This is a genomic window from Lacicoccus kunmingensis DSM 17847 (assembly GCF_059568765.1).
Genome location: NZ_JCANUC010000003.1, coordinates 1 through 24,229, shown reverse-complemented (window position 1 = coordinate 24,229; position 24,229 = coordinate 1). Strand labels below are relative to the sequence as shown.

At 41.9% G+C, this 24,229-nt stretch carries 28 protein-coding genes and 2 rRNA genes; 3 read left to right on the top strand and 27 right to left on the bottom strand.

Annotated features, from left to right (window positions below; genetic code table 11):
• Positions 1-28: 28 nt before the first annotated feature.
• The 5 genes from ispE to BO48_RS04215 all read right to left on the bottom strand — a co-directional run bounded on the left by ispE (position 29) and on the right by BO48_RS04215 (position 4,365).
• Positions 29-874 carry a 4-(cytidine 5'-diphospho)-2-C-methyl-D-erythritol kinase gene (ispE, locus tag BO48_RS04235; protein ID WP_496366173.1) on the bottom strand — a complete coding sequence of 282 codons (846 nt, stop codon included), beginning with the start codon at positions 872-874 and terminating at the stop codon, positions 29-31.
• A 123-nt stretch (positions 875-997) separates the two neighbouring features.
• Positions 998-1,699 (bottom strand): ABC transporter permease, encoded by a 702-nt coding sequence (locus BO48_RS04230; protein ID WP_496366172.1) that lies wholly within the window; start codon positions 1,697-1,699, stop codon positions 998-1,000.
• Position 1,700: 1 nt separating this feature from the next.
• Positions 1,701-2,540 carry an ABC transporter ATP-binding protein gene (locus BO48_RS04225; protein WP_496366170.1) on the bottom strand — a complete coding sequence of 280 codons (840 nt, stop codon included), beginning with the start codon at positions 2,538-2,540 and terminating at the stop codon, positions 1,701-1,703.
• A gap of 204 nt (positions 2,541-2,744) precedes the next feature.
• A complete protein-coding gene (locus tag BO48_RS04220; RefSeq protein ID WP_496366169.1) occupies positions 2,745-3,443 on the bottom strand; it encodes an ABC transporter permease in 699 nt (232 codons plus the stop codon).
• Positions 3,444-3,456: 13 nt separating this feature from the next.
• The gene (locus BO48_RS04215) at positions 3,457-4,365 is read right to left on the bottom strand and encodes a LytTR family DNA-binding domain-containing protein (RefSeq protein ID WP_496366168.1); all 909 of its coding nucleotides are present in this window, start codon (positions 4,363-4,365) and stop codon (positions 3,457-3,459) included.
• A gap of 190 nt (positions 4,366-4,555) precedes the next feature.
• Here BO48_RS04215 and BO48_RS04210 point away from each other — a divergent pair, with 190 nt between their 5' ends.
• Positions 4,556-5,119, top strand: coding sequence for an NADPH-dependent FMN reductase (locus BO48_RS04210; RefSeq protein WP_496366167.1), 564 nt, complete (start codon positions 4,556-4,558; stop codon positions 5,117-5,119).
• A gap of 69 nt (positions 5,120-5,188) precedes the next feature.
• Here BO48_RS04210 and BO48_RS04205 read toward each other — a convergent pair whose 3' ends face one another.
• Both BO48_RS04205 and BO48_RS04200 read right to left on the bottom strand, forming a co-directional pair.
• Positions 5,189-5,755, bottom strand: coding sequence for an NADPH-dependent FMN reductase (locus BO48_RS04205; protein ID WP_496366166.1), 567 nt, complete (start codon positions 5,753-5,755; stop codon positions 5,189-5,191).
• 5 nt (positions 5,756-5,760) lie between these two features.
• Positions 5,761-6,852, bottom strand: a complete 1,092-nt coding sequence (locus BO48_RS04200; RefSeq protein ID WP_496366165.1) for an LLM class flavin-dependent oxidoreductase — start codon at positions 6,850-6,852, stop codon at positions 5,761-5,763.
• A 250-nt stretch (positions 6,853-7,102) separates the two neighbouring features.
• On the opposite strand from BO48_RS04200, the gene isaB reads away from it, so the two are divergent.
• Positions 7,103-7,657, top strand: coding sequence for an immunodominant staphylococcal antigen IsaB family protein (isaB, locus tag BO48_RS04195; protein WP_496366164.1), 555 nt, complete (start codon positions 7,103-7,105; stop codon positions 7,655-7,657).
• A gap of 98 nt (positions 7,658-7,755) precedes the next feature.
• Here the strand turns inward: isaB and BO48_RS04190 are convergent, their stop codons facing one another.
• The 5 genes from BO48_RS04190 to metG form a co-directional block, all read right to left on the bottom strand.
• Complete coding sequence (locus BO48_RS04190) at positions 7,756-8,019, bottom strand: Veg family protein (RefSeq protein ID WP_052254987.1); 264 nt, start codon at positions 8,017-8,019, stop codon at positions 7,756-7,758.
• A 73-nt stretch (positions 8,020-8,092) separates the two neighbouring features.
• Positions 8,093-8,989, bottom strand: coding sequence for a 16S rRNA (adenine(1518)-N(6)/adenine(1519)-N(6))-dimethyltransferase RsmA (gene rsmA / locus BO48_RS04185; RefSeq protein ID WP_496366163.1), 897 nt, complete (start codon positions 8,987-8,989; stop codon positions 8,093-8,095).
• The gene (rnmV, locus tag BO48_RS04180) at positions 8,982-9,536 is read right to left on the bottom strand and encodes a ribonuclease M5 (RefSeq protein WP_496366162.1); all 555 of its coding nucleotides are present in this window, start codon (positions 9,534-9,536) and stop codon (positions 8,982-8,984) included. Before rnmV ends, rsmA begins: the two co-directional genes overlap by 8 nt.
• A 95-nt stretch (positions 9,537-9,631) precedes the next feature.
• Positions 9,632-10,399 carry a TatD family hydrolase gene (locus BO48_RS04175; protein WP_496366161.1) on the bottom strand — a complete coding sequence of 256 codons (768 nt, stop codon included), beginning with the start codon at positions 10,397-10,399 and terminating at the stop codon, positions 9,632-9,634.
• Positions 10,400-10,412: 13 nt separating this feature from the next.
• Positions 10,413-12,389 carry a methionine--tRNA ligase gene (metG, locus tag BO48_RS04170; RefSeq protein WP_496366160.1) on the bottom strand — a complete coding sequence of 659 codons (1,977 nt, stop codon included), beginning with the start codon at positions 12,387-12,389 and terminating at the stop codon, positions 10,413-10,415.
• 261 nt (positions 12,390-12,650) lie between these two features.
• On the opposite strand from metG, the gene BO48_RS04165 reads away from it, so the two are divergent.
• Positions 12,651-12,932, top strand: coding sequence for an AbrB/MazE/SpoVT family DNA-binding domain-containing protein (locus BO48_RS04165; protein ID WP_052254992.1), 282 nt, complete (start codon positions 12,651-12,653; stop codon positions 12,930-12,932).
• A 46-nt stretch (positions 12,933-12,978) separates the two neighbouring features.
• On the opposite strand, the gene rsmI is transcribed toward BO48_RS04165, so the two are convergent.
• The 15 genes from rsmI to BO48_RS04090 form a co-directional block, all read right to left on the bottom strand.
• Positions 12,979-13,806: a 16S rRNA (cytidine(1402)-2'-O)-methyltransferase gene (gene rsmI / locus BO48_RS04160; protein ID WP_496366159.1), complete on the bottom strand. Its 828-nt coding sequence runs from the start codon at positions 13,804-13,806 to the stop codon at positions 12,979-12,981.
• On the bottom strand, positions 13,803-14,057 hold the full coding sequence (locus BO48_RS04155) for a GIY-YIG nuclease family protein (RefSeq protein WP_496366158.1): 255 nt from the start codon (positions 14,055-14,057) through the stop codon (positions 13,803-13,805). The genes rsmI and BO48_RS04155 overlap by 4 nt, the downstream gene beginning before the upstream one ends.
• Positions 14,050-14,787 (bottom strand): tRNA1(Val) (adenine(37)-N6)-methyltransferase, encoded by a 738-nt coding sequence (locus BO48_RS04150; protein ID WP_496366157.1) that lies wholly within the window; start codon positions 14,785-14,787, stop codon positions 14,050-14,052. The genes BO48_RS04155 and BO48_RS04150 overlap by 8 nt, the downstream gene beginning before the upstream one ends.
• A 42-nt stretch (positions 14,788-14,829) precedes the next feature.
• Positions 14,830-15,138 carry an initiation-control protein YabA gene (locus BO48_RS04145; RefSeq protein WP_052254996.1) on the bottom strand — a complete coding sequence of 103 codons (309 nt, stop codon included), beginning with the start codon at positions 15,136-15,138 and terminating at the stop codon, positions 14,830-14,832.
• The gene (locus BO48_RS04140) at positions 15,138-15,956 is read right to left on the bottom strand and encodes a PSP1 domain-containing protein (protein WP_496366156.1); all 819 of its coding nucleotides are present in this window, start codon (positions 15,954-15,956) and stop codon (positions 15,138-15,140) included. Before BO48_RS04140 ends, BO48_RS04145 begins: the two co-directional genes overlap by 1 nt.
• Positions 15,957-15,962: 6 nt before the next feature.
• Entirely contained in the window at positions 15,963-16,871 is a 909-nt protein-coding gene (locus BO48_RS04135; protein WP_496366155.1) for a DNA polymerase III delta subunit-related protein, read from the bottom strand.
• An 11-nt stretch (positions 16,872-16,882) separates the two neighbouring features.
• The gene (gene darA, locus BO48_RS04130) at positions 16,883-17,212 is read right to left on the bottom strand and encodes a cyclic di-AMP receptor DarA (RefSeq protein ID WP_052254999.1); all 330 of its coding nucleotides are present in this window, start codon (positions 17,210-17,212) and stop codon (positions 16,883-16,885) included.
• Positions 17,209-17,841: a dTMP kinase gene (gene tmk, locus BO48_RS04125; RefSeq protein ID WP_496366154.1), complete on the bottom strand. Its 633-nt coding sequence runs from the start codon at positions 17,839-17,841 to the stop codon at positions 17,209-17,211. The genes darA and tmk overlap by 4 nt, the downstream gene beginning before the upstream one ends.
• Positions 17,838-19,088: an aminotransferase class I/II-fold pyridoxal phosphate-dependent enzyme gene (locus BO48_RS04120; RefSeq protein WP_496366153.1), complete on the bottom strand. Its 1,251-nt coding sequence runs from the start codon at positions 19,086-19,088 to the stop codon at positions 17,838-17,840. Before BO48_RS04120 ends, tmk begins: the two co-directional genes overlap by 4 nt.
• A 12-nt stretch (positions 19,089-19,100) precedes the next feature.
• Positions 19,101-19,748, bottom strand: coding sequence for an ABC transporter ATP-binding protein (locus tag BO48_RS04115; RefSeq protein WP_496366152.1), 648 nt, complete (start codon positions 19,746-19,748; stop codon positions 19,101-19,103).
• On the bottom strand, positions 19,735-20,856 hold the full coding sequence (locus BO48_RS04110) for a hypothetical protein (RefSeq protein WP_496366151.1): 1,122 nt from the start codon (positions 20,854-20,856) through the stop codon (positions 19,735-19,737). Before BO48_RS04110 ends, BO48_RS04115 begins: the two co-directional genes overlap by 14 nt.
• Entirely contained in the window at positions 20,853-22,022 is a 1,170-nt protein-coding gene (locus BO48_RS04105) for an ABC transporter permease (RefSeq protein WP_496366422.1), read from the bottom strand. The genes BO48_RS04110 and BO48_RS04105 overlap by 4 nt, the downstream gene beginning before the upstream one ends.
• Before the next feature lie 79 nt (positions 22,023-22,101).
• Positions 22,102-23,625 (bottom strand): hypothetical protein, encoded by a 1,524-nt coding sequence (locus BO48_RS04100; protein WP_496366150.1) that lies wholly within the window; start codon positions 23,623-23,625, stop codon positions 22,102-22,104.
• A gap of 255 nt (positions 23,626-23,880) precedes the next feature.
• Positions 23,881-23,995, bottom strand: a 5S ribosomal RNA gene (gene rrf / locus BO48_RS04095).
• A 96-nt stretch (positions 23,996-24,091) separates the two neighbouring features.
• Positions 24,092-24,229 (bottom strand): 23S ribosomal RNA (locus tag BO48_RS04090); the annotation flags it as partial.

Below are 24,229 nucleotides of genomic sequence, written 5' to 3'. Positions count from 1 at the left end.
ATTATCACAAACGTTCGCCTATAGGCAATTAACCCAGCAGCCTCACCCGGTAAACTTCGTCACAGCAGCCCCGCATGGAATTGTACAGATGGATGGCCTGCCTCTCCTTTTGAACGAGACCGAAAACTGTCGGTCCGCTGCCGCTCATCATCGCTTTGTCCGCCCCTGATGCTTCCATGTTATCAATCAGTTTTTTCACTTCCGGATAATGCTCAATCGTTACTTCTTCCAGGTCATTCTTCATATGCTGAACTACCCCGTTATAATCACCGTCGACAGCCGCTTCAACCACTTTCCCCGAAGCCGGTTCATGCTGGCCCGGTTTTAAATGAGAGTAGATGACCTTGGTAGAGACACCGACAGAAGGCTTTGCAAGAATCACCCATGCATTCGTCGGCTTCGGCAGCAGTTCAATTTTCTCTCCTCTCCCGGTACACAGCGCCGTTCTTCCAAAGACACAAAAAGGTATGTCAGAGCCGAGCTCTGCGCTGAGATCTGCGAGCTCCTCAAGCGGACGTCCGAGCCCATAAAGCTCATTCATGCCTCTGAACGTTGCCGCAGCATCGCTTGAACCGCCCGCAAGACCGGCTGCGATCGGTATGTTTTTCTCAATCACAATATTGACCCCGGTCTTTATATGATATGTTTTCATCATTAAAGCCGCGGCCTGATAAGCAAGATTTTTCCTGTCATTCGGTAAATACTGATTTTCAGTCTCTATCGTTATTTTATTGTCAGTACGCTTTTCAAATGATAATTGATCATTCAGATCCACAGTCGTCATCACCATGCTGACTTCATGAAAATTATCATCCCTTTTAAAAAGTGTATCCAATGTTAAATTGATTTTAGCCGGAGCTGATTCATAATGCATAATACTATCTCCATTTTGTCCTTTTATTTTTGTCTATTTTAACATAATACATTATGTATATGGAGATTCTATAAAATAAAAGGCTGAACAGCGGTGTGTTTTACACCGTCCAGCCCGATGCGATCAGTCATCAGATTTTCTTTTGTTGAACGCCCATAGGACGATGACAAAACTTACAGCAATCCATGCCAGCAGAATCAGAAACTCTGCCATGCCGCCGTCTCCGTTCAGAATGAATAGATTCTGATACAGCGGAAAGAATTCCGCCACCCGTCTTGCGATATGCCCTTCATCAGTAACGAGAAATTCGATATACGGGGTGAAACCGAAAAGGAACATAATCGGAATCAGATACACAGATGTCGTTGCCACGCTTTTGACCAGCAGCCCGATGCCGATACCAAGGTTTAAAAAGAATATGCCAAGCAAAATTAATCCCACAATATTCGCCATGCTCCAAAAACCGCTGACATTTATCATCATGATTGAAACCACCAGTGAAATAATCGTCATCAATGTAATGACAGCACTTTTTCCTGCAATGATATCAATGATTGTCGCCGGTGACTGAAGCAGCCCTCTTAAAGTATCCTTCTCATTCTCTTCTGCCATCATGGTCATCATGGAATTGAATGTCACAGCAGTAAAAACGACACCGGCGATTATAATGACCATTTCATTCGGCACTCCGCCTTCTGCACCCTCTATTCTCCCAAAGAATGCCGCGAGGACTATCGGAATCAGTACCGATGTAAACAACATCATGTTCCTCATAAATTCTTTTAAGTCCTTTTCAAATATTGCTGCCACTCTCGCTATATTCATATTAAACAAGCTCCTTTCCGGTTACTTTTTTAAATACTTCACCCAGTGTCGGGAAATCCGTCCGGATATCAATGACACTCGTATCGAACAGTGCTTCTTTTAAAAACCCCTGATTGTCCAGATCCCGTTCAACCGTCCTGACTCCGCCGTCTGCATAAGTCAGATGCACTTCATTCCTTTTGTACCTGTGTCTCAATTCTTCAGGTGAACCAGTTTCTTTGATGATCCCTTCATAAAGGAAAGCCACTTTGTCACACAATCTCGTCGCTTCATCCATATTGTGTGTCGTCAGCATGATGGTCGTCCCTTCGTTTTTCAGTTCTTCCAGCATTTCATGAATCTTTTCTGTTGTTGTCGGATCCAGGGCGCTTGTCGGTTCATCCAGGAACAGTACATCCGGTTTATGCAACACTGCTTTACACAGCATCACACGCTGCTTCATACCTTTGGAAAGTTTCGCAACTCTCTTATCCTTCTCTTCCAGCAGCCCCACTTTACCAAGCACCTCATCCACCACCTTTTTAGGCGCATTGTACAATCTTCGGTAAAGTTCCAGATTATCTCCGACTGTCAGCCTCTCATATAATGAAGTTTTGTCAGATAAAATACCCAGGTTTTTGACATATGACGTCTTTCCAAAATGCTTGTCAGCCGTCCCGTTCACTTCTATATTGCCGCCGGAGGACTTAAATTCCCCGGTCAACAATTTGATTGTTGTCGTTTTCCCGGACCCGCTCGGCCCGAGCAGCCCGAACACTTCACCTTTGGCCACTTCAAAATCGATTCCTTTTAATGCATGTTCCGCACCAAATGTCTTCTTCAATTCAGTCACATGTATCATTTGAATTCCCTCCAAATTTTTCGGTTGTTTTTGTTGTTGATTCAAGATTACATGCAAAATAAAAACACCGCGATATAATCACGGTGAGTTGTGGCTGACGCTTTTTCAATTGTGTCGAAACGCCTTCAAATGACCCTTTAAATGTCGGATTGTACTCATTCCGCCTGAACTGTACCTTGAAATGTACCGCTTCAGGCTGAAGTGTTACAGCGATTTTGCCTTCCGTCCGAAAATGACCATAAAGAATATAAAGCTGATAATGAGCCAGACAATCAATATGAGGTGAGGCACTGCCAAGGCGCCTTCTTCAATGAATTTGACCTGGTAGACAGGCGTCAGTTCAAAAAACTGTCTGACCATATTCGTCTCATCCTGAATCAGAAGTTCGATATACGGTGCCATCGCAAACACGAAAAGTATGATCATGATGAACAATGAAGATGACGCCACCGAGTTTGACAGCATGCCGAATCCTGCAGAGATGAAGAAAAAAAACAGCCAGAGGAGCATCATCGCAGGAACTCCCCCGAGACTCATCATCTCGGTATAGCCGACAATGATTAGATTGATGCCGAGTATTACAAACGTGATGACGAACAGCAGCAATGCCTTTCCCATCATATTCGCTGCCATGTCCTTTTTACTCGTAATCATATGGTCCATTGTGCCGTACTCATTCTCTTCTGCCAGCAGTCCCATCAGGACCGCACCGAGGGCGGAAGCGAACGTGATTCCGATAATGACATTGATGACGATGAAAGGAACGGTTTGCCCCTCTACCGTATCTATCTGCCGGAACATCAGCGTCATGAGAAGCGGCAGCAGGACACTGGTCAGCATGGACATGTTCAATAATATTTCTTTAGCATTCATTTTGAAAACAGCGATTACTTTATGTCCCATAATAAACCTCTTCTTATAGTGTGATTAGACGTTCCTGAATTTCATTGTATTTTGTGCGGGATAATGGAATCTTGGATTCTTCAGGATTTTCAATAACAACAGAGTAAGTATTTTTAGACCACGTAATGATCTCTCTGACTTTATGCAGATTAACGATGTAAGAACGGTGGCACCTGTAAAAACCATGGCTGCCGAGTTTCTTTTCGGCTTCCTGCAAAGTCGATTCCATAACAAACTTTTCCCGGGAAATATTTATGAATACTTTTCCTTCGTTGCTTTCCAAATACTCTATATCACTTATATTAACAAACAATGTCTTATCTTCCGCTTTTACTTTCACTTTGCTTATATGACTGTCATTATCTGCCGGTGAGTCATCCTCCGTTTCGACTTCCTGCAGACCGTACTGAGTCAGACGCATGATTTCAGGCTGAACAAGAAAGGCATCCTCCGTTTTGGTGACCGCAACCACGATACTTTTCCCCTGGTCGTTCAGCTGTTCTTTCAATTTATGGAACAGATGTATATTTTCTCTGGTCGCCTGAAAGAAAGGTTCTATAAATAATATATGTTTCTGTTCACACAGCAGGCTGTATACGAAACCGAGCCGCTGATTCAATTCATCACCCGCATCGGCAAGCCTGGTTTTTCCGGCATCTTCGAGTTTGAATTGTTTCATCAGATCATCGATATTGAACTTCCGGTCGTACCATTTGTTATAAAATGAAATGTGATCTTTTATATTAAGACGTTTATATACCGGTATATTTGTCCTGACAACATTGAACGATTTTGGATCCGACGCTTCTTTCAATCGGTTCAAATACTCAAAAGACATCTGAATCGCTTTTGTACCGCCCGCTTCAAAATTTATGTAATCGGCACTCTCTGTACCGATAATTTCACTGACATTAATTTTCATGCCGTATCACTTCCTTCGCCTTCCATTATATTAAAATTAAGCCCAAAGAACTATTATTACAAGAGAAAACGCATTCATTTAGATTTCGAGACTTTAACCCTTTATTTCTTTCTCAACATATTGTATTATAAAGTTACAGTTAGTTACATTATGTAATTAAATAAATTAATGTTATTCGGAGGAAAGATTTATGACTAAAATTGGTATTATTGTAGGAAGTACACGCGAAGGCCGGGTGAGCGTCCCTGTTGCAGAATGGGTTAAAGAGTTTGCTGAAAAACAGAAGACAGACGCACAATTTGAAGTCGTTGATATTAAAGAGTTCGGTTTAGACCGTTTCAACGAAAAATTACCGCCGGCTATGGCAAACAAAGAGTACTCCAACGAAAAAATTACTGCATGGTCTGAAAAAATTGATGAGTTGGACGGTTTCATTTTCGTGACACCTGAATATAACAATAACATCACTTCATCACTGAAAGACCATATCGACTACATCGCTTCCGAGTGGAACAACAAAGCGGCAGGTATCGTGAGCTACGGTTCAACACTGGGTATGTATGCCTCACTTGCACTGCGCAACACGCTTGGAAACTTAAGAATGGCGATCGTTTCACCGCAGGGTGCTTTCAGCCTGTTCACAGACTTTGAAGAAATGACTACTTTCAAGCCTGCAGAAGTTCACAATGCGACTATGGAAGCATTGGTCAACGATGTTGTAAATTGGTCAAAAGCTCTTAAAACAGTACGTTAATCTCTGATTAACATTTCTAATATAGAAGGCCTGCATAAATGAATGTCATTTATGCAGGCCATTTTTGGTTTAAAATCCAAACTGTGCTTCTTTTTTAGCTGTAATTTCTTTAAACGTTTCGGATAATGCCATCGTGTCATCGATTAATCTGTCCAGACGAAGATGTACATCGTCACCCTGGAGGTCACCGTCAATAAAGTTCGTATCCAGTATGAAAACATATCTCGGTACTATATTCGCCTTCAAATAGCTCAGAACCGGCTTATAGTTATACTCTGGGATTAAGAAATGCTTGTCGGATCCTGCAGTGATGAGCATACTGACCGTTTTGCCCTCAAGCGCATTTTGCGGCAGCAGGTCAAATATGTTTTTCAGCGCCGCCGGCATTGAAGCCTGGAAGATCGGACTGCCGATAAAAATGACCTCAGCTTCTATGATAGTCGTTAGTACTTCTGTTGCGTCGCCGCCGTAATCAAGATAATTTCTGCCGTCGCTGAACGGGAGGTCCACGTCCTGCAGATTGATATAGTTTATAGTATCTTCGCTGTATTGTGCCTGGAGCTTTTCTTTCAGCAAAGTGGTTGCGATACGTGTTTTGTTGCCGGCATTTGAGCCGGATAGTACTAAAATATTCATTACATCTATTCTCCTTTAGTCTGTCTGGTATATTTCTTAACTTCTGGCACTACTTTTTCACCCAATAAATCAATTGTTCTTTTCACGTTGTCGATGGAGACGCCGCCAAAGTCTATTTGAGCAATGTAACGGTCATGATTGAACATTTCATGCTGATACAGAATCTTTTCTACAATATGTTCCGGTGATCCCACATTAATGACACTCTTTACATCCTGCCCCTGGGCGAACGCCTCTTTAGGGAACCCCTGGCCGTTGGACAATTTCATGCCTTCATTGATATGGGGATAATATTCCCTGTAGGCATCCATCATATTTTCTCTGATATACAAGAACCCTGCTGTTGCGACCGGCAGATCATCCGGATTAAAACCATTTTCAAAAGCTGTCTGACGGTACAGGTCAATCCTTGCTTTAAACGCTTCAGCAGGCCCGCCGAGATGCGCCTGATACATGGGTACACCGATTCTTCCCGCCTTCTGGGCAGATGCGAGAGAACCTCCGACAGCACGCCATATCGGCAGTCCTTCTTCTTTATTTTCCGGACGGGGAATGACCTGTGCATCATTCAGCGGCGCACGGAACTCGCCATTCCAGTTCACGGTTTTATTTTCATTTATCTTTAAAAACAGTTCGAATTTTTCTTCGAATAATGCTTCATAGTCATTTAAACTATATCCAAGCAGGTCATAAAGACCGACACGTGATGCTCTCCCTGCCACGACTTCCATCCGGCCTCCGGATAGCAGATCGATTGTCGAAGCATCTTCAAATACCCGCACCGGATCTGAAGTGCTGATGATTGTCGATCCTGAAGAGATCTTTATTTTACTTGTCGCCTGCGCTATCGCAGATAATAAGACCAGGTGCGCCTGGGATACAAAATGCTCCTGATGGGATTCCCCGACCTGGAACACGTCAAGGCCGGCATCTTCAGCCATCTTTGCAGCTTCTACAATTTCCTTCAGTCTCTGACTCGCCGGAATCCGCTCACCGGTATGCGGGTTAGGCATATGTTCCCCTAGGGAGTACAGACCGATTTCCATTCCATTTGAACGATCGATTTTAGGCATAACATGAGGGTTTTTATTTTCCATTCCGTCACTCTCCAAACTTTAATACTTCAAGTATACGCAAGCCGCCAATTATTTTCTAATATATTGTTTACGTAATTAGTATGAATTATAAACCTCCGCTTTTACAGCCAGTTGTATGATTTCTTGAATTCTGATTTTTATTGTTGTAATATCCTTACTGCATCAGTAATATTCATGTGAAATAAAAAATCATACCAGGATGTTAACTTGCAGAAACGTCGAATTAAAAATAATTAGGAGTGGTTTTACTATGAAACGTTTGGCAAAAGCAGGGCTTGCAGCAACTTTTGCACTTGGAACATTCGCAGCAGTAAACACGACCGATTTGACAACTCAAGCTGAGGAAGTGACTGAGAAAGACGTCAAAGAAAATGATTATTACTATGAATACGAAGGGCATACAGGTTTCCAGGATGATGCTTCGTTCCTCCTGGATGAAGCCTTCCTCAAAGGTTTGTCCGATAACAACTTCACGTTGAACGGTTATGATGTCAACGCTGACCCGGATGCCTATTTCGACAGCGAGTATCATGAGATTGTTGAAGTTTATGACCAGACACTGCACATTAATGAAGATGGTGCCGCGACACAGGCTGAATTTCCTGTAAATGAAGGCGCCATTTCTACTGAAGATCTTGAAAATGTTTATGGGGAACCCGAGGATGAGTCTTATTTGGATGATGAAGGAAACGGCATGTACTTCTATTTCGAAGATGGCAGTCAGATCAGTTTCAGCATCAGCGATGGTGAAGTCAATCTTGCCAAAGTCGGTGCACATGATTCCAAAGGTGCGGGAGACCAGTAGATACACAATTTAAGTAAAAAATAAGGTGGGAAATCGTATGCACACGATTTCCCACCTTATTTTATGTTTGGCTGAGTCTGTACCAGCCATTACCGATCTTATTGGATTACAAATGCTTCACTCTGCTCATTGACGAAAGTCATTTCAACATTGGATGTCAATACATCAGTGTATGTATATGACACTCTTTCAAAATTATGTTCTTCTTGATCAAGCTCTACTACGAAAATAGAAGGATATGTTTCTCTCAGAATACCATGTCTTTCTATTAACTTCTTACGGCCTCCGTTGGCACGAAGAATAACGCGATTACCTAATTGACAATCAAGAATCTTTTTGATGTCGACTAAAGATTTTGGCATTTGGCCCACCTCACTAGGTCTATTATAGCAAGTTTACATAACTTTGTCAAAAATTCGTTGAAATCAGCCGCCCTTACACGAACTTTAAGCTCGGAAAATTTTCTAACTTACGGTAAATAGCCGCAAAATCTTCAATCGATAAACTTTCCCCGCGTCTTCTTGGGTCAATTTCTGCATCATTCAGAAGCTCGTTTATCTCAAGTTTATGCTTCTTCCCATCCTCAAACAGAGACAGATAATTATTAAGTATTGTTTTTCTCCTCTGGACAAACGCACCTCTCGTGAGCTTAAAGAACTTCTCTTCATCCGCCACTGCCACTTTCGGCTCTTTCCTTGTTTTCATTTCCACTATAATTGAATCGACATTCGGAGCCGGCATAAATACAGCCTTCGGTACATTTTGAACCGTTTTGGCATCTGTATAATAGTCGATGGCAATGGATAATGAACCATATGCTTTGGTACTCGGTTCAGCACTGATGCGTTCGCCGACTTCTTTTTGCATCATCACATAATAACGGTCTATCGGCAGTTTCTGCATCAGGAAGTTCATCAGAATCGGCGTTGTGATATAGTACGGAAGATTAGCAATGACCACTGCTTCTTTGAACGAGGCCAGTTCTTCCTCCATCATAGCCCCGACATCCGCCTTCAAAATATCCGCATTTATAATCTTAACGTTGCTGTAAGGTGACAGCGTATCATTCAGTACCGGAATCAATCTCTGATCAATTTCATAGGCAACCACTTTCCCTGCTCTTTTGGCAATCTGTTCAGTCAGTGAGCCGATGCCCGGTCCGACTTCAATCACCGCCGTATCTTCATTGACGTCTGCACGATCCAGCACTTTATGTATGACATTTGCATCAATCAGAAAATTTTGCCCCAGGCTTTTCTTGAAAGTGAAACCGTGTGTTTGTAATATTTCTTTAGTTCTTGATACTGTTGCGATATCTTTCATATCATTCATCCTCTTCCAACTCTGACAGTATAGCCGTCACTCTGTCCTTCTCTATTCTGTACCTGTTCAGTTTATTTCTCAGTTGTTTTGCATTCGCATAGCCGATATTCAATTGCTGGGTTAAATATTCCCGCCGGGCTTTCGAATCGCCGATACCGCTCAAACGCCAGAACTGCATATCCTGTACCGATATTTCTTCAGTCCGCACCTGATGATTGACAAGTACATTTTCAAGAGCACTTCGAATGGCTTCAATCGAAGCATGTTCGATTCCGATACCCCGTTTACTCGTCGCAGCTTTCCTCGAAATGAAAGCTTCTTTTATATCAGGAAACCTTTCCAATATGGCATTTCTGATTTTATGTCCCGGAAAGTCGGGATCCGTTAAGATGATAGCACCCCGGGTGGACATCGCCACTTCAATTTCCTGCATGACTCTTTCATTGATAGCTGAGCCGTTCGTTTCTATCGTCTCGCAGATTAATGCTTCCTTTAACCTGCGGGTATCGTCCCGGCCCTCAACTATTATTACTTCATTTATTACTGGCTTATCCATAAGTTAACTCCTTTGGCCATTATCATAACATAATATTTCACAGCACTTATCAATTTATTTTTAATAAAAAAAGCTGAGAGAATCTCTCAGCTTCATCACTTAAAGTTGAACAGCCTTTCAGCATTTTCCGTCGTCGCTTTGGCAAATGCTTCATAAGGCATATTTCTCAGTTCTGCTATTTTTTCAGCAACCAGTTTGACATATGAAGGTTCATTCCGCTTACCCCGGTATGGGTGCGGTGTCAAAAACGGTGCGTCCGTTTCCACCAGCAGTTTTTCAAGCGGCACATGAACTGCAATATCTTTCGGCAGTTGTGCATTTTTAAAAGTGACAGGTCCGCCGAGTGAGATATAAAAGTTCATGTCGAGGATTTCGTCTGCGACATTTTCATCTGCACTGAATGCATGCATGATACCGCCGATTTCTCCGGCATTTTCTTCTTTCAAAACTTCTACACAGTCTTCGGTGGACTCTCTGTTATGAATGATGATCGGCAGATTTACCCGCTTTGCCAGGGCAATCTGCTTTCTGAACACTTCTTTTTGAATGTCCTTCGGGGATTTTTCCCAATGATAATCCAGCCCGGTTTCACCGATGCCGACAATCTTTTCATGTTTTGATAATTCTTCTATCCATTCGAGATCTTCATCGGTACAATCTACAGCATCTACAGGATGCCAGCCGATGACACCGTAGACATCCGAATGTTCATCAATCAGCTTCATCGTCCGTTCGATCGTTTTACGGTCAAAGCCGACAACGACCATTTTCTCTATACCGGCATCTCTCGCACGCTCAATCACTTCATCCAGATCTTCATCATAATGATCTGCATTCAAATGTACATGTGTATCAATCAGCAAAAGAAATCACTCCTTATTTAACAATGCTGCCGTTTTCTATACCATCAGGGACGCTGATCAGTGTCAGACGATTTTCTTTTTCTGCTGTCAAAATCATACCTTCTGACAACTCACCGCGTAATTTAACCGGCTCAAGATTCGTTACAACCAGCACTTTTTTACCGATGATATCTTCAGGTTCATACTGCTCCCTGATGCCTGAGACAATCTGGCGCTTCTCTTCACCCAGGTCCACCTGAATTTTCAGCAGTTTATCCGCTTTTTTAACCCCTTCGGCGTTGATGATTGTACCGGCTTTAATTTCGACTTTGTCAAAGTCATCGATATTAATGCGTCCTGCAGTTAAATCTTCCTGCTCTTCCTCATCTTCTTGTTTAGGCGGCTTCATTGAATTCTTAATATGCTCAACTTCACTTTCGACATCAAGACGTGGATAGATCGGCTTCGGTTTATTGATGACTTTTCCATCCACCTGGATACGGCCGTATGTCTTGATTGAATCATACTCTTCAAGTGTTTCATCGACTATATTCAGCTGTCTGAAAATTTCTTTCGGTCCATGAGGCAGATAAGGTTTCAGAAGAATCGCTGCAATACGGATATTCTCAGCCAGATGTACCATCACATTGCCGAGCTCTTCTTTTTTACTTTCATCTTTAGCCAGTACCCACGGCGTTGTTTCATCAATATACTTATTCGTACGGCTGATGATTGTCCATGTTGCTCTGAGTGCTTTATTGAATTCCAAAGATTCCATAGCATCTTCATAGGCCTGGACGTTTTCTTTGACGACAGATTCAAGGCTCGCGTCAAATTCATTTATATGACCTTGATATGCGGGCAGCTCTCCGTCAAAATATTTATTGATCATGGAAAGCGTACGGTTGACTAGGTTTCCGAGGTCATTTGCAAGGTCGAAGTTTGTGCGGTCCACAAATGACTCCGGTGTGAACACACCGTCCGAACCGAACGGCACTTCTCTCATCAGATAGTAGCGGAGTGCATCAAGGCCGTATCTTTCAACTAAAGTATTTGGATAGATGACATTACCTTTGGATTTGGACATCTTGCCGTCTTTCATTAACAGCCATCCGTGGCCCATCAGTTTTTTAGGCAGTGGCAGATCGAGCGCCATCAACATTACCGGCCAGTAAATTGCATGGAACCTGACGATTTCCTTACCAATCATCTGGACGTCGGCCGGCCAATACTTACGAAATAAAGTTTCATCTTCCGAACCATAGCCCAGTGCAGTGATATAGTTCGTCAGTGCATCTATCCACACATAGACGACGTGCTCCGGGTTTGATTTAACCGGAATCCCCCAGTCAAATGTTGTTCTGGAAACTGCCAGATCCTCGAGCCCGGGCTTGATGAAGTTGTTCAACATCTCATTTTTACGTGAAGCAGGCTGGATGAATTCAGGATTGTCTTCATAATACTGTACAAGACGATCCGCGTACTTGCTCATCTTAAAGAAGTAGCTTTCCTCTTTAAGCAGCTCGACTTCATGACCGCTCGGCGCCACGCCGCCTGTCATCTTGCCGTTATCATCCCTGTACACTTCAGCCAGTTGGGATTCTGTAAAGAACTCTTCATCTTCGACGGAATACCATCCTTCATATTCACCAAGGTAGATGTCGCCTTGTGCCAACAGCTGTTCAAAGATCTTCTGAACCGCTTTTTTATGAAAATCATCCGTTGTCCGAATGAACTGATCATGTGTGATTTCCAGCAGCGACCACAGCTTCTTCATGTCTTCGGCCATACCATCGACATACTTTTGAGGAGACACATCCATTTTTTCGGCTTTATTCTCTATTTTCTGACCATGTTCATCAGCACCTGTTAAATAATAAACGTCATATCCGCGCATGCGCTTATATCTCGCCATAACATCACATGCGATAGTTGTATACGCATTTCCAATGTGCAGCTTCCCACTTGGATAATATATTGGCGTTGTTATATAAAAAGTTGGTTTTTCCATGCCATTGCCTCCTAATTGTTCATTAGTTAAATATATCTAATTTTGCAGTGATTTTCAATTGCCGTTGTATAATTGTTGGCAACTTGAAATCCTTTTGTGCTATAATCATTTGTATCTTAAGACCTACCATTTTTAAACAAAAAAAGATGTATTTTTCTTTATATATTAATAAGCTTAATTATGAAAGTAGAGTCTTAACAATATAATTCCCAAAACCACAACTTAGAATCTTCATGAGGAACATAGTAAGGAGGAACTCATATGAAGTCAACTGGTATCGTGCGTAAAGTCGATGAGTTAGGTCGTGTAGTCATCCCTATTGAGTTGCGACGCATTCTCGATATCGAAGTAAAGGATGCTTTAGAAATCTATACGGATGATGATACGATCATTCTGAAGAAGTATAAACCATCTATGACTTGTGATATTACTGGCGATGTCTCAGATAAAAACATGAGACTGGCTGAAGGCCGGATCATTTTAAGTGAAGAAGGCGCCAACATGCTTATAAAAGAGATTCAGGATAAAATGTCTGATGATTAAAAATTGATGCCGAAAATCTTCTGATTTTCGGTTTTTTTTTACCTTTTTACCCTTCTTTGTCTTCGTGATAAATATCATAGACTTCCTGCTTTTTCATACCTTTTATATCAGCAACCATTTTAATTGCTTTTGTCGGTTTCATACCCTCTTCTATAAATTGCTTCACATGCTCTTTAATCGGCATATCACTGACCATGGCATCTTCCTCATATCCTTTGATGACAATGACAAACTCACCTTTTAAAGGAATTGCCGAATCCAGCATTTCATAAATTTCCCTGACAGTCCCCCGGCGGTGCTGCTCGAATTTTTTAGTGATTTCCCTTGAGATACTCACTTCCCGTCCCTCATCAATCTCCATCATACTTTTAATCGTCTGTCTCAACTTATGCGGGGATTCATATAATACAGAAGTGTGGGGATGAAACATGATCTGCTTCAATTTATCATTTTTCTTGCTCCCTGTTTTAGGCAGAAACCCGAAGAATGTAAACTCAAATGAAGGAATGCCGCTTGCCACCAATGCAAGAGTGAATGCAGACGCAGAAGGAATGATTACATATTCCAAGTCCGTCTCCTGCATTTTCCGTATGAGTTCATAACCCGGATCCGAAATGACCGGCATCCCCGCATCACTGACAAGCGCAAAAGTCTTTCCCTCTTTCATCTCTTCAATGATTTCATCCTCAACCTGATCTTTATTATAATCGTGATATGAACGGAGCGGCGTGGATATTTCAAAGTGATTTGTCAATTTACGGGTCAATCTCGTGTCCTCGCACAAAATGGTATCCGCTTCTTTCAATGTCCGGACCGCCCGGACACTCATATCATCCAGATTCCCCAGTGGTGTGCCGGTTATATAAAGGTTCATGATTTTCCTCCTTCAATCAAAATCAATTTCTCACGCCGTGAAAGTTTTTTGATCTGTATCTCTCTTTTCATCGCATCACTCTTAGAATCAAAAATTTCCTGGTATTTCAGTTTCACCGGACGCCTGTTGCGGGTATATTTAGCTCCCATGCCAAGATTGTGTTTTTTCACCCTGGCTACGACATCTCTCGCATAACCGGTATAAAGGCTACCGTCATTGCATTCGACAATATAAATATAATAATTAACCATGGTAGACCTCAAGCATTTCCTTCGAGTACTCATTGTCCGGACCGTATATATAGAATGGCGGCAGAATATCGACATAAGCCTGGGAATGAAACGCCGCTTCCAGAACGACAAACATTGCAGTCCGAGCACCCGGATCATTATAGACGAACTGTTTCTTTTTAACCCTGAATCCATTTTTCATCAGCTGATATGTGACTTCCTCGCTACGCTCCGCGCGGTGCACCATATAAAGACGGCCTTTATTTTTAATCAGGTAGCGGGCGGCTGAAATGATACCTTCCAGGTCGATCATCACTTCGTGCCTTGCGATACTGTGCGGCCCGAGTGTTTTCAACGGCTGATTATTTGTGAAGTACGGCGGATTGACCGTAATGACATCATATGATGAATGCTCAAAATGTGACGTTATATTTTTAATATCAATATTATGTATCGACAGCTGGGATGATTTCTCATTCAGATCAAATGAACGTTCGGCCATATCAACCAGCGCTTCCTGTATCTCCACAGCGTCTATCGGCTTCTCCGTCCGGTGGGAAAGAAGCAGTGGAATGATACCGTTACCTGAACATAAATCCATAATTTTATTATCACGTTTTGTGATTTTCGTGAAATCAGCGAGCAGAAGCGCATCTACCGAAAAAGAAAATACCGCTCTGCTCTGTATGATCTTCATCGATTCACGGAAAAGCTCATCCAGTCTCTCACCGTCTTTTAGCAATTTCTTCACCTCTGTTGACATAAGAAAAGCGGCATCCGCCGCTTTTCTTCGTTATGATTGATTTATAAATCCCTGACAGAAGAGACACTCTTCACCATGTCTGTGTGTACCAAAATGTACGTTGCAAATATGGAATCCTTCATCATACAAATTCTTTAAAGTATTTTGTTTGAATGAAGCATCAGGCTTAGCTTTGGCATTATTCACCAATGTTTCATAATGTTCTTTTTCCATTTGTAAGCTGACATTTTCCTCAACCAGCTTTACGGCATGCACCTTGATTGATTCAAGATTTTCCTGCATGTTCTGAAGGTCGTTTTCAAGCTTACTGATATGGTTGAAAAGCTGCTCCCGGTCCATTATGAAACACCACCGCCGGAAGCCATCTCTTCCAGCTCATCATAATGATATTCCTGTATATAGTCATCCTTATATTTTACCTGGATGACCAGATCCAGAATGTTCATGCCCATGACTTTGCCTTTGCCATTCGGTGTTTCAACCATTTCTCCGACATCCGGCATTTTATTTCTTGTATCTTCATAATACTGATCTTCGTAATTCAAGCAGCACATCAGCCTGCCGCAGGCACCGGAAATTTTTGTCGGTGACAGGGACAGATCCTGATTTTTAGCCATCTGGATGCTGACCGGCACGAAGTCGCCGAGGAATGTCGAACAGCAATGTGCCCGTCCGCAGGGACCGATGCCGCCTAAGTATTTTGCTTCATCACGTACACCGACCTGTCTTAATTCAATCCGTGTTTTAAAACGTGTCGCCAGTACTCTGACGAGTGATCTGAAGTCCACCCGTTCATCTGCTGTAAATTTAAAGATCAGCTTTTTATCGTCAAGGGTGTACATGGCACTGACGATATTCATATCAAGCTTTTCCTCCACAACTGACTTTTTACAAAATTGTAATGCATCCATCGCTTTGGATTCATTTTCGTGATACTTTTTTAATTCGCTGTCTTCTGCGAACTTTATAAATTGACCGTCCGGTTCAACTATATTATCTTTTGATATTTCATATGTGCCTTTTACAACGCGCAGTAATTCTTTCCCGCGTTTTGTTTCGGCAATAATGTAATCATCTCTTTTTACAGATGCTTTACTACTATCTATATAAATATTACTAAAGTAATCTAATTGAGTCGCAGTCATGAGTTTTATCATAATTCATCAACCTTTCGAAATGATAACCATTCCCTCAAATGCGAGCATTGGGTGTACATTGAATTGGATCATCTTATTCGCCTGTTCAATTTCATCCAGCATATCGGTCAGATGATTGACACCGATGAAATTCTCCACTTTGATGTCGTCTTTAAATGGCTCAAATATATCCAGCTTCAACTTCGAATGCATGGCCTGGCGTACATAACCGTCTATCAATTGCAAAAGCAATGCATAGTCACGGCGTTCAGCACATAAATCCAGCATCGGTTTAATATCCAGAAGCACGAGTGAATGGCCATTTATCCATTTGGATGAAAATTCTGCGGCTGAACGCCGCAGCTTTGTAAAATTCTCGCCGATATCTTTTACATGCTGTGCATTCAGAGACAAAACATCTATCGTCTGCAGATCCGCTTCAGATAAGTAATCCAGCTCCTTTAAACGGTCACTGCTCTGACCCTTGATATGCACATGCTGCGCTCTGGAATGAATGGTCGGTAAAATATTGCTTTTATCTATCGTCAGCAAAATTGCGATTGTTTTCTCCGGCGGTTCTTCCAAAAATTTCAGAAGACTGTTTTCAGCCTGCGGCGTCAACTTGTCAAAAGCTTCTATGATATAGACTTTATACTCTGATTCGGTCGGCTTGTTGTTCATCACATGCATTAATTGACTGACTTCTTCTTTCTTGATCGAATTTTCATCAGTTCTCAAGTAATAAAAATCCGGGTGGTTTCCTTCTTCCAGCAAAGACTGGTTGCGGGGCGTGTCTCCGAAAATGTTCAATGCGAAGAACGTACTGTATCTCCGCAATGTCTCCAAAGTATCACCTTCGAACATATATGTGTGACTGAGCCGTTTATTTTGAATTGCATTCAAAAGATAGCTTTCTGTCGTTTGTTTAGTATCCATCTATATTTACTTTAAAATCTTTCAAATTGCTCGATAGGTAGTACGAACACTGTTGCGCCGCCCACTTCGACTTCCACTGGATATGGAATATAGGAATCGGCATTGCCGCCCATCGGAGTCACAGGTGCAACTGTCTGTTCCCTGTTACCGCATGTATCATCGATTACATTCAGCAAATCATTTACACGCTCATCATCTACACCACAAAGGAATGTCGTGTTGCCTGCACGCAGGAACCCGCCTGTAGATGCCAGTTTGGTATTTCTGAAGTTTGCTTTTGTCAGACGATCTGTCAGTCTTTGGCTATCATGATCTTGCACAATTGCTATTACCATTTTCATGATTTGTCACCTCTACGATTCATATATTTTTCTATTATACTATAAGTATCCTTGAACACATCTTCAATATTCTGATTTGCATCCACGACCTTGATGCGGTCCGGATAATTTTCAGATAACTTATTATACCCCAATACCACATTTTTATGAAACTCCAGCGTTTCTTTATCCAGACGATTGCTGTCACGCTCATTATCCTGAATTCTCTTAAGTCCAATCTCCGGTGAAAGCTTTAAATATATAGTTAAATCCGGCATATGATTTTCAATGGCAAATTTATTGATCTGCATGATTTCATCAATGCCCAGATTTCTTGCATAGCCCTGATATGCGAGTGAGCTGTCTATGAAACGGTCGCATAAGACAATCTTTCCATCATCCAGAGCCGGCACAACTTTCTCTACCAGATGCTGACGTCTGGCTGCAGCGAACAACAATGCTTCTGTACGGCCGTCCATTTCATTCTCATTGGCAAGCAGTATATCCCTGACTTTTTCACTGATTGGAATACCGCCCGGCTCACGCGTGACCATCACTTCATTTGTATCTTTAAGTGCTTCACTCAGCATCGATATTATCGTTGTTTTACCAGAGCCTTCAGGCCCTTCAAAAGTAATAAAAATCGTCATGTGTCATCCTCAACTTTATAGCATTCAATATTGTCTTCTATGCCTTCCATTTTAACATGATAATATCTTTTGTGTATTATAGTTTTAATGATGTCATGTGTAAAATGTTCACCTACGTGTATAATTGGCACTCCGGGAGGGTAAGGCACTACCGTACGCACCGCTTCTTTTCCAATCAGAAAACTTAAATCTTCATCCTTAGAGGCAATGGATTCCGGCACATTAAATGATAATTTCTTCAACCTTTCAAACAATAAACCCAGCGGATAGCTGTGACCCGGGTGAAACAAAGGCAGACACCATAACACACCTTCATCCGTCACCATTTCTGAATAAATATCCGCCGCATCCAGTATTTCAAATAACTGATATGGCGATATCCCCTCTCTGTTAAGAATGATTTTGGCGGGATCATCACTTTCTTTGACCATAAAACCGAACGCATTCAGATAATCTATCATTTCACGTCTTCTGTCATAAAATTCAGTATGTACAAAATCGTTGTAAAACTGATGGGCAAGCTCAATCGATGCCATTATCAGATAGGAGGGGCTCGATGTTTCAAAGTAGTCGATATATTTCATCATCGTCCTGTGCAGCTTCCGGTCATTTGTAAACACGACTGATGCTCCAGTGAGGGCGGGCAGCATCTTATGATACGACTGGACAACAATATCCGCACCGTAATTCATTGCTGAAGGTAAGAAGCCCGGAGCGATATCATTATGTGCACCGTGAGCTTCATCCACTATGGTAATGGCACCTGCAACTCCCGCTTCTTTAATGATTCCTTCCAAATTTTCCACTCTGTCGCCGCTGTAAGTCGGATATGTAATGATGAGAGCTTTATTTTTAACTGGCGACTTTAATATATCACCGGCGGATGTCTTCTGATACGATGCCCCGGTAAGATCAAGACCGTGATAAACAGATTTATGGGCATCATCGATAATCAGAAATCCATCCACCTTATCTTTAACGGCATAGATGGCGGATAAAATACCCGTGGTCGTACCGTTCACCACAGCCTGTGCATGGTATCCCGGATATTTAGCGGATAGAAATTCATTCAGTTCAAGCAGAATATCCTCGGGTGAATGCAGATCATCCAGTCCTGTAATTTCTGTCATATCATCCGTCCAGTCCAGCCGGCCCAAGTTCCCTACAGTCATATTTTTATGGCCGGGCACATGCATGGACAGTGCCGCACTTCTTCTTAATTCATTCAACTTATTTACTAAGCGCATTCCATCACCTTTTTAATCAGCTGTTAATATATTTTTATAAAATGGATCTTTCCCTATAAATATTGTCCGGTCACATAGTTCTTTGATTTCCGTCATATCGTGTGATGTATAAATAATCAACGTCCCTTTATCAGACAGTGCCTTTAAAAACTTACCTATTTCGATGCGGGACTTCAGGTCGATGCCTGCCGTCGGTTCATCCAAAAGCAACAGTTCCGGTTCATGAATGAGACTGATTGCCAAGTTCAGTTTCCGCTTCATACCACCTGACAAGCGTTTCACTTTTGTATCATATTTTTCGAGATGAAGCTCCGACAGCAGTTTTTTTAAATCAGGGACTGAACGATTTTCATGAGAAAGTTCTGCAAAGAAACGCATATTTTCCATGACGGTCAGTTCTTCCCACAACTCTACTTCCTGGGGCACATAACCTATTTTTTTCCTGAGTTTTTTATAATTTTTTCTATAACTGTGCTCATCTAAATAAACTTCTCCGCTCGTCGGCCTGTTCAATGTTGCAATTATCCTGAGGAGTGTAGACTTTCCTGCACCGTTTTCACCGACGAGACCAATGATTTCTCCCCTGTCCGCCTGTAAATTGAAATCTTTCAGAACTGTATCTTTTCCATAACTCTTATACAAGGCTTCAACTTTTAACAACAGTATCACGTCCTTTCCAAAAGATAATCATCAACAATAAAACAGGCAGCAGGATAGTAACAGACCCTGTCATCAAAGACTCCACCGGATGTAAGTATTCATATGCCGACTGCACACTATTCGCTGCAAGAGGCATCACTGCGTGCAGTGAAAGCAATACAACCGTCACCATCAGGCCAAGCCTGTACAGACCGAATGGACTCCGGGCGAGCACCGCCAGCATGAAACCCATGATGTTACAGAACATCCTGAACAGAAACAGGCCGATCAGACTTATATTCGAATCAAAAATACCATTGATCAGAAAATATGCCAGCAGATCGATACACAGCATAATGAACGTGTACATGGTCAGGCTGTATAATAAATACGACCGATGTGACATTGTCGTAAATTTGAACCGGTCGGAAATATTGCCGTGATACTCCTTATTAATCATACCAAACATAAAGATCGACAGCATAATCGTCGTATATGCCCATATCATCCATGGATTCAAGACCCCTTCATAATCATATGCGGCTTCCGTATCCTGAAATGATAATTCCTGAGTGAGTAAATTGCTTTCTTCCTGGGTGATTTCAATCGCATTGCCAATTTCCTGTTCCGAAATGCGCGCCTCAGGTGCGAACTCATCACGAAGCGAGTACACTTCCTCATAGACGCTCGACGCTCCAAGATATTCCTGAATGAGCGAGGCCAGCTGTTCTTTTACCGGCACATAAAATAAAGATCTGTCTGTATAATGCGCTTCTATTAAATCATCTCTATCGTTATCAGATATTTTACTTTCAAAATTTTCCGTCAGTATAAAAGCACTGTCATAATTATACTGTTCCAATTGATGGCGCACATAATTTTCATCACTGCCTTCAAACTGATCAAGCCTGATAAACTCACTGCTTTCCAATGAACTCAGAATATCATCTGTTATTTCTCCTTGTTCACCTTCAACGACCACGGCTACAGGCACTCTGAAATCATCACTTGTCTGATTGACAGCGCCGGTTATAACAATGGTCAGCAACAGTGGCAGAAACAGCCACAGCAGCACTCTCCAAAGTGCAGGCTTAAGCAGCAGCCAACGTGTGATCAATATTTTTTTCACTGGGGTCTTCTCTCCTTCCAGAAGCCGGCAGCAATCAACAGCGCCGATAAGACAAGAATGGAAATAAGAAGGACATCGGATTCAAATGAAAACCGGCTGCCGAGCATAATATCTTCTATCCAGCTTAATGACTGATAGCCGAAACTATAATCAAAAACGCCATCCATATATATTGGGAAATATATTCTCGGTATTATCGCGCCCGCAAATAACAATACGGCGATCAGCGCCGCAACCTTAGACAGAAGATCCACTTTAAATGAAGGTATGAGCCAGTCGATGAGCAGCAGTATCATCGTGAGCACTAATATGTATAAACCGATCAGTACAAATACCCGGACAAAATTCTCACCCATAGTATAGAGACCGTTGAGTCTGGTAACCATATATAAAAATAAAATACTCATTAAAGACGTCATTAAAAAAGTTATTATTATTTTAGCGGCACCCTCAGAAATATATGTGGCACCGAACATTTTCATTCTGTTTCTTAGTTCAGGCCTTACATCCTGGATGAGGATCAGATGCGTGATCAGAACCCATACCGTTATGATGATAAACATGCCGTTGACAATGAAATATTCATAGCCGGATGATATATGGTGGGTGCTTTCAGACTCATCCATCATGGCCCCGCTTGATAAAGTCTGCAGGAAAAAGTTGATGAATTGATTCAGCATCAATTCTTCGCGCGCCTCTGCATCCATGCCAAAGTTTTTAGCATATTCGTTAATCGTCAGTATATTCGCCTGAGAACTTCTGATATGTCTGACCACTGTCTCTATCATCTCATTGACCACATGACTTTCCAGCATCCGGTTTGGATTGCCGACGACTTTAAGCTGACTCCCGTCTCCCTGAATCATTTTGGTGAAAAATTCCGCAGGGAAAACGATGTATGCAGCAATGTCATCATCTTCAATCTGATTAAATGCTTCCGCCTCATCAAGTCCGACGAGATTGAGCCCCGCATCAATGTCTGTGGCTTCCAGTAATAATGACACAATCTGACTGGTTTCATCACTGTCATCCAGGTTGACGACACCTACAGAAACCGGTTCTTCTTCATCCGGTATAAAAAATAATGATGCCATCCATATGACCAGTCCCACAAATATTAACGGTGAAATATAAATAAGAGGAAGTGATAGCCACTTCCTCCTCATTCTATTGATGTCATTAGCCATAAAAACGTATATATGTTTCAATGTTTTCATTGCTAATGCACCCTTTCAATTCATTTTATTAAAATCCTTGATTCATGCCAGCTGAGTTCTGTCCTATCCATTCCGTGAATTTCTCACCGAACTCATTGAAATACCTCTCCAGTTCCGGTTCATCCATACTGCCCAGATCAACTGTACTTTCTGCTTCAGGTTTTTCCACTTCATTTAATGTGGAACCTGTGACGTCAATGTTTACTTGGAAATTATCCTTTGAGACAGTCGCTCCGTCATCCGCATATAATGTATGCTTTCCTGACATCTGATCGCCTTCATATGTTCCCTCTATATCCCAGAACAACGATACTGTTTCACCTTCGAAACCTGCGGGGAAATCCAACTGAATGTTAGTCTCATCCGTGTCTCCTGTCGTTTTGTCCATTGCCAGTCTGACTACTTCAGAGCTAAGGGTCTCGCTGAACTCGATATAGTCACTCGAGCCATCTTCAGACTCATTCAGCGCTGCTTCTATATTGATGCCTTCGCCCTCAGAGTAGAGTTTATAGTTATATTCTTCTCCTTCGTCAGACACCACTTTTTCACCAGTGATTTCAATTGGCACGGTTTCTCCTGAGTCAACAAATGTTGCATTGAAATCACGCTTAACAATATGATCGTCATTTGTCCATACTGTTGAAGTCAAACCATCAGGAAATTCCTGCTCTTTAACATCTTCAGCAGCTTCTCTCAATGTCTCGTTGAAATCAGTGATGCGTTCCTCTCCTTCTTCGGGAGAAGTACTTGCCATGAATTCCACTCTGAGCATTTCAGCCAGTTCTTCATCATCAGCAAGCTTCGTATACAAGTGACTTAAAAATTCCTGAATCTGTTCTTCACTCAATGCCATCGTCAGTTTTTCAGCACTGACTTCTTCTCCGCCTACCGTTATGTCTTCACTCTCGGAACTGAAAGCGTCATCAGGCAGCTCTTCGCGGATAAATGATGTATATTCATCCTGTATGTACTCTATATCTTCCTCACTCAAAGAACCGCTGGTAAAGAAGTCCGAATAATCAACTTCTGTATCCTCATCCATACTCCCCGGTTCAATAGTGTTAAAGAATGAAACTGCATCGGTTTCATTCAAAGTGATATACTCTTCGATAAATGGAAATGTCACACCTGCTGTATCAGCATCCATGTAGCCAAATATACCTTCAAATTCAAAACCTGTTATATCTCCTGAAATATCAGCTGATGAATATTCATTTTCTTTATCAAGCTGAGTTTTCATAGTGATTTCCGATTGGTTAATCATCTGCTCAAGCCCCATATCGCTTAAGCTTGGGTCATTAACATCTGCAGTCAAAGTATAACTCGACTCCACGGCATTGGTCTGAGTCTGCTCATACCATTCCAATTCATTTTCAAAACGATCTTCTATAACTTCTGTAAAATAATCAATTTCTCCTTTTTCAGCAAGAAGATAACTATTCTTCGGCGTGTTCACAAAGAATTGATAAGCAGCAAAGCCGCCTATACCCGCCAGTAACAATATACCCGCAAGCACCCCTAAAATCAGTGCTATTTTAGATTTAGATCCCATCGCTATTCCCCCCAGACAATAATTTTAAATTCATTTAATGTTACCACATAAAAATTATCATGTACACGCTGGTAAAAATATACGAAAAGTGAGAATGATGAATATTAACTTCAAAATTAGAAGTTGAAAATCGGAAAAATAACAACACAAAGCCGATCAAAGTAATTGTCTTTGACCGGCATTCTTAATAATGATACATATAAATTTTTAGTTTAAACCATAAAAAAAGAGACCGCAAAGGGTCTCTAAAAGTTTGCCTGGCAGCGTCCTACTCTAACGGGACGTCAGTCCAACTACCATCGGCGCTGGAGAGCTTAACGACTGTGTTCGGCATGGGAACAGGTGTGGCCTCTCCGCCATCACTACCAGACAATGGTTCACTTGACGAATGCGACGATGTCACACTCAAAACCGGATAGAAGCAAATCAAAACATTCAAGTGTATTAACCTACACGGTACAAATCTTTGAATAAGTCGTCGATCGATTAGTATTCGTCCGCTGAATATGTTGCCATACGTACACGCCGAACCTATCTACCTCATCATCTCTGAGGGATCTATTGGGGAAATCTCATCTTGAGGGGGGCTTCATGCTTAGATGCT